This is a genomic window from Pseudotabrizicola sp., from assembly GCF_030656345.1.
GTDB lineage: Bacteria > Pseudomonadota > Alphaproteobacteria > Rhodobacterales > Rhodobacteraceae > Pseudotabrizicola.
The window spans coordinates 1-14,564 of the sequence record NZ_JAUSNR010000010.1 but is presented as its reverse complement, the minus strand read 5'-3'; the positions used below and the strand labels follow the sequence as shown (position 1 = coordinate 14,564).

13 protein-coding genes and 1 rRNA gene are annotated in these 14,564 nt (G+C 61.8%); 3 read left to right on the top strand and 11 right to left on the bottom strand.

The window, feature by feature from the left end; all coding sequences use genetic code 11:
- Window positions 1-5 precede the first annotated feature (5 nt).
- Genes gluQRS through gyrA form a run of 5 tightly spaced genes read right to left on the bottom strand, consistent with a single transcriptional unit; the run spans window position 6 to window position 5,650 of the window.
- Window positions 6-884: a tRNA glutamyl-Q(34) synthetase GluQRS gene (gluQRS, locus tag Q7J44_RS03745; protein WP_304877107.1), complete on the bottom strand. Its 879-nt coding sequence runs from the start codon at window positions 882-884 to the stop codon at window positions 6-8.
- A complete protein-coding gene (gene trmFO / locus Q7J44_RS03740; RefSeq protein ID WP_304877105.1) occupies window positions 872-2,203 on the bottom strand; it encodes a methylenetetrahydrofolate--tRNA-(uracil(54)-C(5))-methyltransferase (FADH(2)-oxidizing) TrmFO in 1,332 nt (443 codons plus the stop codon). The genes gluQRS and trmFO overlap by 13 nt, the downstream gene beginning before the upstream one ends.
- Window positions 2,204-2,247: 44 nt before the next feature.
- On the bottom strand, window positions 2,248-2,598 hold the full coding sequence (locus Q7J44_RS03735; RefSeq protein WP_304877103.1) for a DUF6614 family protein: 351 nt from the start codon (window positions 2,596-2,598) through the stop codon (window positions 2,248-2,250).
- 51 nt (window positions 2,599-2,649) lie between these two features.
- On the bottom strand, window positions 2,650-2,949 hold the full coding sequence (locus Q7J44_RS03730) for a hypothetical protein (RefSeq protein ID WP_304877101.1): 300 nt from the start codon (window positions 2,947-2,949) through the stop codon (window positions 2,650-2,652).
- Window positions 2,942-5,650 (bottom strand): DNA gyrase subunit A, encoded by a 2,709-nt coding sequence (gene gyrA, locus Q7J44_RS03725; RefSeq protein ID WP_304877099.1) that lies wholly within the window; start codon window positions 5,648-5,650, stop codon window positions 2,942-2,944. Before gyrA ends, Q7J44_RS03730 begins: the two co-directional genes overlap by 8 nt.
- Before the next feature lie 193 nt (window positions 5,651-5,843).
- Here gyrA and Q7J44_RS03720 point away from each other — a divergent pair, with 193 nt between their 5' ends.
- Both Q7J44_RS03720 and Q7J44_RS03715 read left to right on the top strand, forming a co-directional pair.
- The gene (locus tag Q7J44_RS03720; protein WP_304877097.1) at window positions 5,844-6,113 is read left to right on the top strand and encodes an usg protein; all 270 of its coding nucleotides are present in this window, start codon (window positions 5,844-5,846) and stop codon (window positions 6,111-6,113) included.
- 63 nt (window positions 6,114-6,176) lie between these two features.
- Entirely contained in the window at window positions 6,177-6,914 is a 738-nt protein-coding gene (locus Q7J44_RS03715) for an SDR family oxidoreductase (protein WP_304877095.1), read from the top strand.
- An 8-nt stretch (window positions 6,915-6,922) separates the two neighbouring features.
- On the opposite strand, the gene Q7J44_RS03710 is transcribed toward Q7J44_RS03715, so the two are convergent.
- The 6 genes from Q7J44_RS03710 to Q7J44_RS03685 all read right to left on the bottom strand — a co-directional run bounded on the left by Q7J44_RS03710 (window position 6,923) and on the right by Q7J44_RS03685 (window position 13,200).
- Window positions 6,923-7,264, bottom strand: a complete 342-nt coding sequence (locus Q7J44_RS03710) for a helix-turn-helix transcriptional regulator (RefSeq protein WP_304877094.1) — start codon at window positions 7,262-7,264, stop codon at window positions 6,923-6,925.
- 91 nt (window positions 7,265-7,355) lie between these two features.
- Window positions 7,356-8,276: an ABC transporter permease gene (locus Q7J44_RS03705; protein ID WP_304877093.1), complete on the bottom strand. Its 921-nt coding sequence runs from the start codon at window positions 8,274-8,276 to the stop codon at window positions 7,356-7,358.
- Entirely contained in the window at window positions 8,269-9,276 is a 1,008-nt protein-coding gene (locus tag Q7J44_RS03700; RefSeq protein WP_304877092.1) for an ABC transporter permease, read from the bottom strand. Before Q7J44_RS03700 ends, Q7J44_RS03705 begins: the two co-directional genes overlap by 8 nt.
- Before the next feature lie 153 nt (window positions 9,277-9,429).
- Window positions 9,430-11,130 (bottom strand): peptide ABC transporter substrate-binding protein, encoded by a 1,701-nt coding sequence (locus Q7J44_RS03695; protein WP_304877090.1) that lies wholly within the window; start codon window positions 11,128-11,130, stop codon window positions 9,430-9,432.
- The gene (locus tag Q7J44_RS03690) at window positions 11,127-12,191 is read right to left on the bottom strand and encodes an ABC transporter ATP-binding protein (RefSeq protein ID WP_304877088.1); all 1,065 of its coding nucleotides are present in this window, start codon (window positions 12,189-12,191) and stop codon (window positions 11,127-11,129) included. The genes Q7J44_RS03695 and Q7J44_RS03690 overlap by 4 nt, the downstream gene beginning before the upstream one ends.
- Window positions 12,184-13,200: an ABC transporter ATP-binding protein gene (locus Q7J44_RS03685; RefSeq protein WP_304878011.1), complete on the bottom strand. Its 1,017-nt coding sequence runs from the start codon at window positions 13,198-13,200 to the stop codon at window positions 12,184-12,186. The genes Q7J44_RS03690 and Q7J44_RS03685 overlap by 8 nt, the downstream gene beginning before the upstream one ends.
- Window positions 13,201-14,165: 965 nt before the next feature.
- Here Q7J44_RS03685 and Q7J44_RS03680 point away from each other — a divergent pair.
- A 16S ribosomal RNA gene (locus tag Q7J44_RS03680) occupies window positions 14,166-14,564 on the top strand; the annotation flags it as partial.

Genomic DNA, 14,564 nt, shown 5'->3' with positions numbered 1-14,564 from the left:
GTATTTCAGTCAAGATGAAGCGACAGGCCGACGAGGGCGCGGATATCCTGCGGCGTGGCCCCGTCGGCGCGGTATTTTGACAGGGCGCGGGCATCGTCGCGTTTGGCAAGGCGCTTGCCCTGATCATCGCGGATCAGGCGGTGGTGGTGGTAGATCGGCGTGGGCAGGCCCAGGAGGTGCTGCAGGATGACCTGCACCGCGGTGAAGTCGAACAGATCCTCGCCCCGTATCACATGGGTGACGCCGTGATCGGCATCATCCAGCGCCGAGGCGAGGAAGTAGGCGACGATATCTTCACCCTTGCGCGACAGGACCACATCGCCGATGCGGGTGATGGCATCGGTTGGGTTGAGGATGTGCTGACCGGCATGGGCGGTGCCGGTTTCGGTGAAGCCAAGCCCGGGCGGAAGCTGGACGAGGGCGGCGGCAAGGTCGATGCGCAGCGCATCGCCGGGCTGGCGCGCGCTCATCGGGCGGCCGCGGCAGGTGCCGGGGTAGAACGGGTGCACCGTGCCTTCTTGCGGGGCGGAGAGGGCCGCGCGGATATCGGACCGGGTGCAGGAGCAGGGGTAGAGCAGGCCTTGTTCCGCAAGGGGTTTCAGCCGCGCGGTATACTGCGCCAGATGGTCGGACTGGCGCTGCACCGGGCCATCCCATGTGAGGCCAAGCCATGCCAGATCGTCGAGGATCTGGGTTTCATAGGCATATTTGCTGCGCTCGGTATCGGTATCCTCCATCCGCAGCAGGAACTGGCCACTGGCGGCGCGGGCCATGTCATGCGCGAGGATGGCGGAGTAGGCATGACCCAGATGCAAGGGGCCGGTGGGAGAGGGGGCGAAGCGGGTGACAAAGCCCCGCTGCGCGGGAGGCGTCAGCCCAGCCATGCCGTAAAGGCGTCTTTGGCGCGATCGGTATAGGCTTTGTAGCGGGTTTTGCGGCCCCGGCGCCCGCCTTTGGCGTCAATCGGGGGGAACAGGCCGAAGTTGACGTTCATCGGCTGGAAGGTTTTCGCCTCGGCCCCGCCGGTGATATGGGTGATCAGCGCGCCGGTGGCGGTGTCGGGCGGCGGTGGCGGCAGGGTTTCGCCCTTGATCTCGGCCGCCGCCATCCGGCCTGCCAAGAGGCCCATGGCCGCGCTTTCGACATAGCCCTCAACCCCGGTGATCTGCCCGGCAAATCGGATATGCGGGTGTGATTTCAGCCGCATCTGATCATCCAGCAGCGTGGGTGAGTTGATGAAAGTGTTGCGGTGGATGCCGCCCAGACGTGCAAAGCTGGCGTTGGTCAGGCCGGGAATGCGTTTGAAAACATCCGTCTGCGCGCCGTATTTCATCTTGGTCTGAAAGCCGACCATGTTGAACAGCGTGCCCAGCTTGTTGTCGCGGCGCAGTTGCACCACGGCATAGGCCTTCACATCGGGTTGGTGCGGGTTGGTCAGGCCGACCGGCTTCATCGGGCCAAAACGCAGGGTTTCGCGGCCGCGTTCGGCCATCACCTCGATCGGCAGGCAGCCGTCGAAATAGCCTGCGGTTTCACCTTCATGGAATTCGGTTTTATCTGCCGCCAGCAGGGCGTCGATGAAATCTTCATACTGCTCGCGGGTCAGCGGGCAGTTGATATAGGCGGTCTGCTCTTCCGGCGTTTCGCCCTTGTCATAGCGTGACTGCATCCAGGCCACCGACATATCGACGCTGTCAGCATAGACAATGGGGGCAATGGCATCGAAAAACGCCAGCGCCTCGGCCCCGGTGGCGGCACGGATGCTTTCGGCCAAGGCACCAGAGGTCAGCGGGCCGGTGGCGATGATCCAGTGGCCACCTGTCGGCAAATCCGTGATCTCCTCATACGAGACCGAGATCAGCGGATGCGCCAGAATGCGGGCGGTGACGCTTTGGGCAAACGGGTCACGGTCCACCGCCAGCGCGCCGCCTGCGGGCAGGCGATGGGCGGCGGCCTGTTCCATGATCAGCCCGCCAGCCGCGCGCATTTCCCAATGCAAAAGGCCGACGGCGTTGCTTTCATCATCATCCGAGCGGAAGGAGTTGGAGCAGACCATTTCGGCCAGATGCCCGGTACGGTGGGCAAAAGTACCGACCTTCGGCCGCATCTCGTGGATCACCACGGTGATGCCCTGCTGCGCGGCCTGCCATGCCGCCTCTGATCCGGCCATGCCGCCGCCGATGATGTGAAGTGTTTTGTTCATGCGCGGGAGATATCCCGCCCGCCCCCCGCTTTCAAGCGGGCGCGTCACACCAGCGCGATACGTTCGCGCTGAGTGGCGTCGGGGTAGGGCCGGTAGAGGCCGACATCGACATGCGCAATCATCTGATGCATCAGGTCATAGCGCCGCGTCGCCTCATCATCGGCGGCGGCGAGCGCGGCAAAGGCATCATCCAGCGCGGCCATGCCCGGCACCTCCACCTCCAGCACAAAATCGGGGTGGGCGCCCGAGGCGAGGCCGAATTTGCGCCGCATCAGCCGCCAGCCGCTGATCAGACCCCGCGTTTGCAGATGGGTCATCCAGCCATCAACCGCCTTGGCGAAAGACAATGCGCGGCTGTCTTGCCGCAGTTCGATCATACAGTGATACAGGTTCATCCGCGACTCCATCCGTTTGAAAAGGATAGCGCCCGGACCGTTTCAGAACTCTTAATCGGGGGCAGAAAGATTGCGCCGCTGCGATGCGACAAAACCGGCGGGGTCTGACACATCAAACCCCAGCGCTGCCGCTTTTTCGAAAAAGCCCTGCGCGGGCAGGCCGTTGCCAAGCCGCGCCTCACATAAAGATGCGCGCAACGGCTGGCCGTGTGCTGCGTCGGTTTCCATCAGCGCTTCCAGTGCGGCGGTAAGCTGGCCCATGCGCCAGCCGAGATCGCGGGCCAAGGCACCGTAGGTGACCGTCTGCCCGGCGGCGGCAAGCGCCGCCAGCCGGGCCTCAAGCTCATTCATCCGCCTGTTCGGCGACGCGGGCGACCGAGACCACGACCTCGTCTTTGCCCACGTTGAACACCCGCACGCCACCAGCAGAGCGCGAGCGGAAGCTGATCTGATCGACCGGCACCCGGATCGACTGGCCGGTGGAGGTGGCCAGCATGATCTGATCCGATGGATCGACCGGGAAGCTGGCGACCAGACGGCCCCCGCGCATCGCCTTGTCCATCGCCATCACGCCCATGCCGCCACGCCCGCGCACCGGATAGCCATGGCTGGAGGAAAGCTTGCCCGCGCCGCCTGCGGTGATGGTCAGGATCAGGTCTTCGATGGCTGACATTTCACTGTAACGTTCGGGGCTAAGTTGGCCCACCGCCACGGTTTCTTCGTCTTCATCGGCCTCTGCGTCATCCTCTGTCGCGCCCGCCATCAGGCGGCGTTGCTTGAGGTAGGCTTCGCGTTCTTCCGGCGTCGCCTCGAAGTGGCGGATGATGGCCATCGACACGACCTTGTCGCCATCGGCCAGACGGATGCCGCGCACCCCGGTCGATCCGCGCGATTTGAACACGCGGATATCGGTGGTGGAAAAGCGGATCGCGCGGCCAAGGGCGGTGACCAGCATCACATCGTCATTTTCATCCGCAATCGCGGCGTTCACCAGCAACACACCTTCGGGCAGGTTCATCGCGATCTTGCCGTTGCGCTTGACGTTGGTGAAGTCAGACAGGTCGTTCTGCCGAACATCGCCATCGCTGGTCGCGAACACGATCTGCAGGCTGGCCCATTCATCTTCCGGCACATCGACCGGCATCAGCGCAGCGATCGACACACGCGGCTGGATCGGCAGGATGTTGACAATGGCCTTGCCCTTGGCGGTGCGGCCTGCCAGCGGCAGACGCCAGGTTTTCAGTTTGTAAACCATACCATCGGTTGTGAAGAACAGCAGCCAAGTGTGCGTATTGGCAACGAAAAGCGTCGTCACCACGTCGTCTTCTTTCGTCGCCATCGACGACAGGCCCTTGCCGCCGCGATTCTGCTGGCGGAATTCGGCCAAGGGCGTGCGCTTGATGTAACCGCCGGAGGTGATGGTCACGACCATATCCTCACGCTCGATCAGGTCTTCATCTTCCATATCGCCGGCCCAGTCGACGATTTCGGTGCGGCGGGGCACGGCGAACAGGGCGCGCACTTCGCGCAGCTCGTCCGAAATGATCGCCATGATCCGGTCGCGCGATCCCAGAATTTCAAGGTATTCCTTGATCTTGCCGGCCAGTTCTTCCAGCTCGTCGGTGACTTCCTTGACGCCAAGCGCTGTCAGGCGCTGCAGGCGCAGTTCCAGAATGGCGCGGGCCTGCACTTCCGACAGGTTATAGGTGCCATCGTCGTTCATGGTGTGGCTGGGATCGTCGATCAGCAGGATATAGGGCGCGATATCGGCGGCGGGCCAGCGGCGGGTCATCAGCTTTTCGCGGGCTTCCGCCGCATCGGCGCTTGCGCGGATGGTGCGCACGACCTCATCCACGTTGGACACGGCGACGGCCAGACCGCAGAGGATATGGCTGCGTTCGCGCGCCTTGCGCAGCTCGAACGCGGTGCGGCGGGCCACAACTTCTTCGCGGAAGGTGATGAAATGCGTGAGAAAATCGCGCAGCGTCAGCTGCTCGGGGCGGCCGCCGTTCAGGGCCAGCATGTTGCAGCCAAAGCTCGTCTGCATCGGCGTGAAGCGGAACAGCTGGTTCAGCACCACATCCGGCGTCGCATCACGCTTGAGTTCGATCACCACGCGGATGCCGATGCGGTCGGATTCGTCAGCGACCGCCGAAATCCCTTCGATCCGCTTTTCGCGCACCAGTTCGGCGATCTTTTCGATCATCGCGGCCTTGTTGACCTGATACGGCACCTCATCAATGATGATGGCGTAGCGGTCTTTGCGGACCTCTTCGATATGGGTTTTGGACCGGATGATGACCGAGCCGCGCCCCTCCAGATAGGCTTTGCGCGCGCCGGACCGGCCGAGGATGGTGGCCCCGGTGGGGAAGTCGGGGGCGGGGATGATCTCCATCAGCGCTTCGGACGAGAGATCCGGGTTTTCGATCAGGGCCAGCGTGCCGTCGATCACTTCGCCAAGGTTGTGCGGCGGGATGTTGGTCGCCATGCCGACGGCGATACCGCCCGCGCCATTGACCAGCATGTTCGGGAACCGCGCGGGCAGGACCGTGGGTTCACGGTCCTTGCCATCGTAATTGTCCTGAAAATCAACGGTTTCCTTGTCGATATCCGCCAGCAGAAAGGCGGAAGGTTTGTCCATCCGCACTTCGGTATAACGCATCGCGGCGGCGGAATCGCCGTCCATCGAGCCGAAGTTGCCCTGACCGTCCAGCAGTTTCAAAGACATCGAAAACGGCTGCGCCATCCGCACCAGCGCGTCATAGATCGCGCTATCGCCATGGGGGTGGTATTTCCCCATGGTGTCGCCCACAGGGCGGGCCGATTTGCGGTAGGGTTTGTCGTGGCTGTTGCCCGATTCACTCATCGCGAACAGAATGCGGCGGTGCACGGGTTTGAGCCCGTCGCGCAGATCGGGGATCGCGCGGCTGACGATCACGCTCATCGCGTAATCCAGATAGGCGGTCTTCATCTCGGCGGCGATGTCGATCTGCGGGCCGGTGTGGACCGGCTTTTCGGCTGTTTTATCAGTGTCTTCGGGCGTATCGCTCATGGTGCCGTGGCCTTCCTTACGGGGGGCTATATCTTGTTGGCGCAACCTTACACCATGCAAGCAGTGGGGTGCAATGCCGCCACGCCGCACCTTTTGGCAGCCGGAGAGGCGCAGTGATAACAAATTGAAATCATTGATTTTTAATCTGAAGCTGGCATGATTCCTTTGGGGGGCGATCATGCAGGAGAGTTAGGTGGAAAGAACTGAAACGGAACTGATGCTGAAAGGCTATGGGCTGACCACGGCGGAAATGGTCTACCGGATGCCCGATTACCGCAATGTGCTGAACACATTCGTCTGGCAGGACTATGATCTTGCCCCCGATTATCCGCGATTGTTCAAGTTCATCGAATACTGGCAGGACCAGATCGAAGGCCCGCTGCATTCGGTGCGGTTCAGCCACAAGCGGCTGATCGGCCCGAACGAATGGCGCAATGTGGTGGGAGAGTTCCGCCTGCATTAAGCGCGCTCTGGCACCCTTGCCCATCGGGCGCTAAGGTCGCCCCCGTAACAGGGAGGAGACCACATGGCACAGCGCAGCATTCTGATCACCGGGGCAGGGTCGGGCATCGGGCGGGCGACGGCACGGGCGTTTATTGCGGCGGGCTGGCAGGTGGCGCTGGTCGGCCGGCGTGAGGACGCTTTGCGCGAAACCGCAGGCACGCATGAGGCATTGGTGCTGCCCACGGATGTGACCGATGAGGGGCAGGTCGACGCCGCCTTTGCGCAGGTTGCAGCGCGCTTCGGGCGGCTGGATGTGCTGTTCAACAATGCGGGCATGTCCTTGCCCGGCAAGCCGATTGACGAGATTGCGGTGGCCGACTGGCTGGCACTGTCGAACGTGAACATCACCGGCATGTTCCTGTGCGCCCGCGCGGCCTTTGGCCTGATGCGGCGGCAAAGCCCGCAGGGCGGGCGGATCATCAACAACGGGTCGATCAGCGCTGATCGTCCGCGTCCCGGATCGGCACCCTATACCATGTCAAAACATGCGGTATCCGGGCTGACCAAGACCCTCGCCGTCGACGGGCGGCGGTTTGACATTGCCTGTGGCCAGATCGACATCGGCAATGCCGCCAGCGAGATGACAGCCGGGTTCTCGTCGGGCATGCCGCAGGCCAGCGGTGAGATGCGGCCAGAACCCCTGATGCCGGTGGTGCATGTGGCCGAGGCGGTGCTGCATATGGCCAATCTGCCGCTGGATGTGAACGTGCCCTTCATCACCATCATGGCGCGCGACATGCCCTATCTGGGGCGCGGCTGATAAGGCAGTCAGCCCTGTTCCGGTTCGCAGAACAGGGTGTACATCAGCCCGATGGTGCGGCTGACCTTCTGGTCATCTATGGCGTAAAATATCGCCTTGCCTTCACGCCGGGATGACACCAGCCCCTCCAGCCGCAGGCGGGAAAGCTGCTGGCTGACGGCGGCCTGACGGCTGCCCAGCAGGTGTTCCAGCTCTGTCACCGTCTTTTCGCCGGTGGACAGGTGGCACAGGATCATCAGCCGCCCCTCATGGCTGAGCGCCTTGAGAAAGGCGGCGGCAAGGGCGGCCTGCGCCTCCATCTGCTCGGGCGGCGGCACTTGCGCGGGATGTACCGGGCTGTGATCTGTCATCGGGTCCACGCAGCTGCCTTTGGTTTGCCTGACGGGGGTTGGTGCGCCCTATGTAAGGGGTGAGGGCCGGTTAAGACAAGAGTTGCACCGTTCAGCGCCCCCGGATGCGCGGATCAAGCGCGTCGCGCAAGCCGTCGCCGATGTAATTGACCGACAACACCGTCAGCGAGATGGCGACGCCGGGCCAGATCACCCGTTCGGGGTACTGCTGGATGTAGTCCACCCCATCAAAAAGCAACCGCCCCCAGGTCGGAAAATCGGGCGGAAAGCCAAGGCCGAGGAAGGACAGTGCAGATTCGGTGATGATGGCCGAGGCGATGCCCAGCGTGGCCGAGACCATGATCGGGCTGACCACATTGGGCAGGATATGGCGCAGGATCATCCGGCGCGACGGCGTGCCGATCGACCGGGCGGCCAGCACGAATTCACGCTCTTTCAGCGCCAGCACCTCGCCACGCACGATGCGGGCGGCCTGCATCCAGCTGGTCACACCAATGGCAAAGACGATCAGCAGGAAGGTGCCGCCCTCTGGCCCCATGGCGCGGGCAAGAGGATCACGGAACAGCATGACCATCACCAGCAGCAAGGGCAGCAGGGGCAGGGCGAGGAACAGATCGGTCAGCCGCATCAGCGGCCCGTCAAGTCGGCGGAAATACCCGGCAGAAACCCCCACCAGCGTGCCCAGCAGGATAGAGATCGCCATCGCCACCAGTCCCACCGCGATGGACACCTGACCGCCCTTCATCATCCGGGCCAGCATATCGCGGCCCAGCTGATCGGTGCCCAGCGGGAACTGCCAGCTGGGCGGCTTGTTGCGGGTGCGGATCATCTCGGCGGCGTTGGGGTTGATGTAGGTCGGGTCCACGGTCCAGATCAGCGGCCCGATGGTGACGAACAGGATCAGCGTGACAAAGACGATCAGCGCCGCAACCGCGCCCTTGTGGGTCTTGAACTGCGACCAGACATCCGACCACTGGCTGCGGGGTTTCTCAACGACAGATGTGTCAGTCATAGCGGATCCTCGGGTCGAGCATGCCGTAGAGCACATCGGCAATCAGGTTGAACATCACGATCAGCACGGCAAAGATGAAGGTCAGCGTCTGCACCATCGGCAGGTCCGACCCCTGTATGGCATTGATCAGCAAGGCACCCAGACCGTTCACCTTGAACACCTGTTCGGTGATGATCGCGCCGCCGAAAATGGTGGGGATGCCAAGGGCAATCACGGTGACCACCGGGATCAGCGAATTGCGCAGCACGTGTTTGAGCACCACCACCCGTTCCGACATGCCCTTGGCGCGCGCCGTGCGCACGTAATCCTGCGCCAGATTGTCGAGCATGGACGACCGCATGTAGCGGCTGATCTGCGACGCGTTGTACAGCGCCAGCACCGCGACCGGCATCGCCATCTGCCGCACCTGCTGCACAAACGTCTCCCAGTTGGTGACCCGCAGCGAGGTGTTGTAGATCGACGGGAACCAGCCAAGGTTGACCGAAAACACCAGGATCAGCACCACGCCGGTAAAGAAGGTCGGCACCGAAAAGCCGATCATCGCGATGAAAGTGCCGATCTGGTCGAACCAGCTGTATTGCTTGTAAGCCGAATAGATGCCGATCGGCACCGCGATCAGCACCCCGATCACATAGGCGGAGCCGACCACGGTCAGGGTCTGCGGCACGCGTTGCACGATGATATCCATCACCGGGCTGCGCGACTGCCAGCTGACAATGCGCTGCATGCCGTGGGAATAGCTGGTGCCGAACATGCCGTCGATCATGACCAGCGGTTCGACCCAGAAAAACTGTTTGAGCCAGAGCAGATAGCGCACAAGGATCGGCTCATTCGCGCCCATGGCCTCGATGATCTTCAGGCGCACTTCGGGGGGGACGGTCAGGGGGATCTGGCTCATCGGCGAGCCGGGGGCGAAATCGACCAGCAGGAAGATCACCAGCGAGATGAACAAAAGCGTCGGGATCGCCAGCAGCAACCGGCGGATCGTGAAGGTGAGCATGGGCGACGCCTCGGTTGAACAGTCGGACGGGCACGAATTTTCTGCGAAAATTCAGACCTGCACGAGGGTTGAGGAAGAGGATGGAAAAAAGGGGGGGCGCACCGTGCGGAATTTTCGCAGAAAATTCGTGCCCGGCGCGCCCCTGAGGTCAGATCACTTGATGCGGAACCAGTCGCTTGCGTTCCACAGCTCGGAATCCCAGGTGTTCAGCACCACACCGCCCAGAGTGGTGGAATGGGCCGACAACCGGCCGCGGTGCACCAGCGGCACGATGACATAGCTGTCCTTGGTCAGCATCTCGTTCAGGCGGATGGCGATTTCGCCGCGCTTTTCCATATCGCGGGTCGCGGCCAGTTCGGCGACCAGCGCATCATAGGCCGGGTCGCAGTAGCGGTTAACGTTTTCACCCTGCCAGCCGTTGGCCGGGCTGGGGGCCTTGTCGCACAGATATTGCGCAAGGTAGGGCTCGGGATCGGTGCCGTCGAAGTTGTTGGCATACATTTCAACGTCTGCGTAGAACTTCTGGAAGGTGTCGGGCGAACCCGGATCGCCACCGAAGTACACGCCACCGTCAATCGATTTCAGCTCGACCTCGACGCCCAATTCGTTCCACCAGCCCTTGATCAGGGCCTGGAAATCCTGACGCACGGCGTTGACCGAGGTCTGGTACAGGACCTTCAGCGGCTTGCCGTCCTTTTCGCGGATGCCGTTGGCCCCCACGGTCCAGCCTGCCTCATCCAACAGGGCCTTGGCGCCGTCCATGTCCTGTTCGATGCAGTCGGTGTTGGGCGAGGCAAAGGTCGCGGGCGCCGGCACCAGGTTGCAGGTCGGCTGGCCTGCGTTGCCATAGCCGACCTCGACCAGCAGGCTGCGGTCAATTGCCATCGACAGCGCTTTGCGCACGCGGATGTCCGACAGGAACGGATGCGGATGCGCGGCTGTCGCGCGCTCGCCTTCCGGCAGGTCCGGCGACGGGTCGGTCATGTTCATCTCGATCCGCTCGACCAGGGTGCCGAAGGCGGACACGAACACGCCCTTGCCGCCCCGTTCCATCTGGGCCTGCAGTTCGGGGTTGATCTGGGTGTTCCAGGCGTAATCGAATTCGCCGGTTTCCATCACGGCGCGGGCAGCGCCAGCCGCATCGCCGCCGCCCTTGACGATCATGGTGGCAAAGGCCGGTTTGGCCGCGTCACGGTAGTTCGGGTTGGCGGCCAGTTCGACGACGTCATTCACCTTGAAATCGGTGACCATGAACGGGCCGGTGCCGATGGGGCGGAAGTTCTGTTCGGTGCAGGTCGGGGCTGCGGTGCCCAGGCAATTGGCAAATTGCGCCGCCTGCAGAATGGGCGAGGTAGAGCCGACAAAGGCGGTGAACGGGTTCGGCTTCGGCGCGGTCCAGGTGATCTTGACGGTCAGATCGTCAAGCGCTTCCACCTTTTCAATGCCTTCATAGCGCGCGGCCTGTGCACAGCCACCGGCAGGATCGGTGCAATACTGATACGAAAACAGCGCATCGGCCGATGTCACCGGCGTGCCATCCGACCACAGCAGGCCGGGGGTGATCTTCCAGGTGATGGTGGTCAGATCCTCGGAAATGCCGCCGTTTTCCACCGACGGGATCTCTGTCACCAGACGCGGGATGACATTGCCCTCCTCGTCAAAGCCGGCCAGCGGCTCCAGCACCAGAGAGCCCACTTCGACATCCTTGGTGCCCGAAGACAGATAGGCGTTCATGATCGACACGGCCTGTGAATACAGGACATTGACGTTGCCATCGGCCCCGCGTTCCGCAAAAGCGGCAGGCGCAAAGGCCAGCGTGGCGGCGGCGCCCAGAAGGGCGGTTTTCAGTTTCATAGGGACACTCCTTGTTGGTTGTGCTCTTTGGCCTCGGGTGTGCCGGTTGATCCGGCGACGGTTGTAGCGGAATACAGGTGGCAGGCGACAAAGCGGCCCGGTTCAACCTCGGCCAGCTCGGGTTTGACCTGACGGCACAGATCGAACGCCTTTGGGCAGCGGGTGCAGAAATTGCATCCCTTTGGCGGGTTGGCGGGCGAGGGCACATCGCCTTGCAGAATGATGCGTTGGCGCGACCGCGCCAGCGTCGGGTCGGGTTCGGGCACGGCTGACAGCAGCGCCTCGGCATAGGGGTGCAGCGGGCGGGCATAGAGCGCGTCGCGCGGCGACAGCTCGGCGATGCGGCCCAGATACATCACCGCCACCCGGTCGGCGATATGGCGCACCATCGACAGATCGTGGCTGATGAAAAGATAGGTCAAGCCGAACTTCGCCTGCAGATCCTCTAGCAGGTTGACCACCTGCGCCTGTATGGACACGTCCAGCGCGGCGATCGGTTCATCGCAGACAATGAACTTCGGGTTCAGCGCCAATGCGCGCGCGATGCCGATACGTTGCCGTTGGCCGCCGGAAAACTCATGCGGATAGCGGTGCGCAAAGGCGCGGTTCAGGCCGACGGCGTCCATCAGTTCATAGACGCGGGCCAATTTGTCGGCGCGCGACAGCTTGGTGTGTTCTTCCAGCGGCTCGGCGACGATCCCTGCAACGGTCATGCGGGGGTTCAGACTGGCCTGAGGGTCCTGAAACACCATCTGCATGGTGGGCCGCATCTTTCGCAGCTCGTTGGCAGACAGGGTTGCAATGTCCTTGCCGTCAATGACCACCGACCCGGCCGTCAGATCATAGAGCCGCAAGATGGCCCGCCCGCAAGTAGACTTGCCGCAGCCCGATTCGCCGACAAGACCAAGGGTTTCGCCCTCGTAGATGGCAAAGGATACGTCATCAACGGCCTTCACATCGCCAACCTTGCGGCGAAGCAGGCCGGCCGTGATGGGAAAATACATCTTCAGGTTACGGACCTCGACCAGCGCGCGCAGGGCAGGCGGGGTGACATCACGCATGGGCAGGCCCTCGGGTTACGACGGCCAGTTCTTCGGCGCGGTGGCAGGCCACATCATGGCCCGGCGTCAGGTTCCGGCGCCGGGGGTTTTCCAGCGCACACAGCGGGGTGGCATGGACGCAGCGGTTGGTAAACGGACAGGCAGACGGCACCGCGCGTATGATGGGTGGTTGGCCTTCGATGACCTTCAGCCGGGCCTCGCGTGCGCCGCGGAGAGCGGGAATCGTTTGTAGCAGCGCCTGCGTGTAGGGATGTCGCGGACGTGCGAACAGGTCGGCGGTAGGGGCCATTTCGACGACCTGGCCGCCGTACATGACCATCACGCGGTCCGCGATCCCCGCAATCACGCCCAGATCATGGGTGATCCATATGATGGCCATCCCCAGTTTTTGCCGCAAACCCTTGATCAATTCGATGATCTGAGCTTGAATCGTGACGTCCAGCGCTGTGGTCGGTTCATCGGCGATCAGCACCTTGGGATCACAGGCCAGCGCGATGGCGATCATTACCCGCTGTCGCATTCCGCCGGAAAACTGGTGAGGAAAATCCTTGAGACGGCTGCGTGCATCGGGGATGCCCACCAGATCCAGCAGTTCGGCAGCGCGGATCGCAGCCTGGGCGCGTGTCAGGCCCATATGCCGGCGAAGGGGCTCGGCGATCTGATAGCCTACAGTAAACACAGGGTTCAGGCTGGTCATCGGGTCTTGAAATATGAAACCGATACGACCGCCGCGTACGTGCCGCAGATGCTGAGGCTCGACACGCAACAGGTCGTGCCCCTCGAACAGCACCTGTCCACCCTTGTTCATGGCTGGCGGAGACGGCAACAGCCCCAGAAGCGACATCATCGTAACCGATTTGCCCGATCCGCTTTCGCCGACCACGCCCAGAAGCTCTCCGGGTCGAAGATCAAAGCTTACGTCATTCACGGCGTGAATTTCGCCGCCACGGGTTCTGAAAACAGTTTTCAGACCCCTCACATCAAGGACAGGCTGCGCCCGATCGGGCATATGTCGCTCCCCAGCGTTTGTTATTTTGTCAGACGGGATCGAGCCCGCCAGTACAGTGGACCGAGTGTTAGCGATATTTAGAAATGCCGCAACAACCTTTCGCGAGCCTTCCGCACGGGCAGGCGTCATCTGACGCGGCAGCGCAGCATTTAGGCGCGAACCATTTGCGGCGCCTTGCTTTTCATATGAAAAAGTTCGGATGCCCAAGGTCCTGGGCCTGCCCAAGCTCAGGCAGTGTTCCAAGGCCATACATCGTCAAGTGCTCTGGGGATGGGGAAACAGATCACGCAACCCGATGCGTTGGGCGTCTGGATTGACGCATCCAGCTGAATGGCCGACTCGGCCATAGCCGGTGATGGCGTCCCTTCGTGCCCACCGCGAGAGAATCGCGGTGTTTGAGAAGGAGATTCGCCAAGGCAGCGTGAAAGTTATCCACAAAACCCGAGACTTATCCACAGAGATCGCTGAAACATGTGTCGACAGACTTTCAAAAAGCCCAGTAAACCTGAGATCTGAAACAAAATGATGACGGGGTGCGTTTTTTCTCTTGCGGCTCCGAGCGCCCCGGCCTAAATACCGCCTCACCGAAACGGACGGTTCGAAAGAAGCGGAAGGGACGGGAAGCAGGGTTCGCTGAAAGGCAGCTTCGCAGGCGACAAGAGAAGGCAACATGGTAGGCTGGGCTCGCTACTTGAGTTCATCTATCTTTGTTTGTGTCTTCGTGCTCTTTGAAAATTTGATGAATGAAGGGATATGCGGGCGGTTTGGTCGTTTCGACGATGATACCGACGCATATCGGCCCAGTAGGATTTCGGTCCGATGATCTGGGTGTCAGCTTCACTGTTTGGCGGCTTTTGTTGTTTCGACAACTGAAGCACGTTGGACAGAAGATGATGTCATGGCCTTGATTGGTCATGATGCAGATGTGCAGAGGTTCGACGTCAAGGATACATCTTCGGATGTTTCAACTTGAGAGTTTGATCCTGGCTCAGAACGAACGCTGGCGGCAGGCCTAACACATGCAAGTCGAGCGAACCCTTCGGGGTTAGCGGCGGACGGGTGAGTAACGCGTGGGAACATACCCTTTGGTACGGAATAGCCTCGGGAAACTGGGAGTAATACCGTATGTGCCCTTCGGGGGAAAGATTTATCGCCAAAGGATTGGCCCGCGTTGGATTAGGTAGTTGGTGGGGTAATGGCCTACCAAGCCGACGATCCATAGCTGGTTTGAGAGGATGATCAGCCACACTGGGACTGAGACACGGCCCAGACTCCTACGGGAGGCAGCAGTGGGGAATCTTATACAATGGGGGAAACCCTGATCTAGCCAAGCCGCGTGATCGATGAAGGCCTTAGGGTTGTAA

Bases quoted from the DNA above. Each gene is read 5' to 3' on its own strand.
- gluQRS (WP_304877107.1), bottom strand. From the start codon at position 884: ATGGCTGGGCTGACGCCTCCCGCGCAGCGGGGCTTTGTCACCCGCTTC.
- trmFO (WP_304877105.1), bottom strand. From the start codon at position 2,203: ATGAACAAAACACTTCACATCATCGGCGGCGGCATGGCCGGATCAGAG.
- Q7J44_RS03735 (WP_304877103.1), bottom strand. From the start codon at position 2,598: ATGAACCTGTATCACTGTATGATCGAACTGCGGCAAGACAGCCGCGCA.
- Q7J44_RS03730 (WP_304877101.1), bottom strand. From the start codon at position 2,949: ATGAATGAGCTTGAGGCCCGGCTGGCGGCGCTTGCCGCCGCCGGGCAG.
- gyrA (WP_304877099.1), bottom strand. From the start codon at position 5,650: ATGAGCGATACGCCCGAAGACACTGATAAAACAGCCGAAAAGCCGGTC.
- Q7J44_RS03715 (WP_304877095.1), top strand. From the start codon at position 6,177: ATGGCACAGCGCAGCATTCTGATCACCGGGGCAGGGTCGGGCATCGGG.
- Q7J44_RS03710 (WP_304877094.1), bottom strand. From the start codon at position 7,264: ATGACAGATCACAGCCCGGTACATCCCGCGCAAGTGCCGCCGCCCGAG.
- Q7J44_RS03705 (WP_304877093.1), bottom strand. From the start codon at position 8,276: ATGACTGACACATCTGTCGTTGAGAAACCCCGCAGCCAGTGGTCGGAT.
- Q7J44_RS03700 (WP_304877092.1), bottom strand. From the start codon at position 9,276: ATGCTCACCTTCACGATCCGCCGGTTGCTGCTGGCGATCCCGACGCTT.
- Q7J44_RS03695 (WP_304877090.1), bottom strand. From the start codon at position 11,130: ATGAAACTGAAAACCGCCCTTCTGGGCGCCGCCGCCACGCTGGCCTTT.
- Q7J44_RS03690 (WP_304877088.1), bottom strand. From the start codon at position 12,191: ATGCGTGATGTCACCCCGCCTGCCCTGCGCGCGCTGGTCGAGGTCCGT.
- Q7J44_RS03685 (WP_304878011.1), bottom strand. From the start codon at position 13,200: ATGCCCGATCGGGCGCAGCCTGTCCTTGATGTGAGGGGTCTGAAAACT.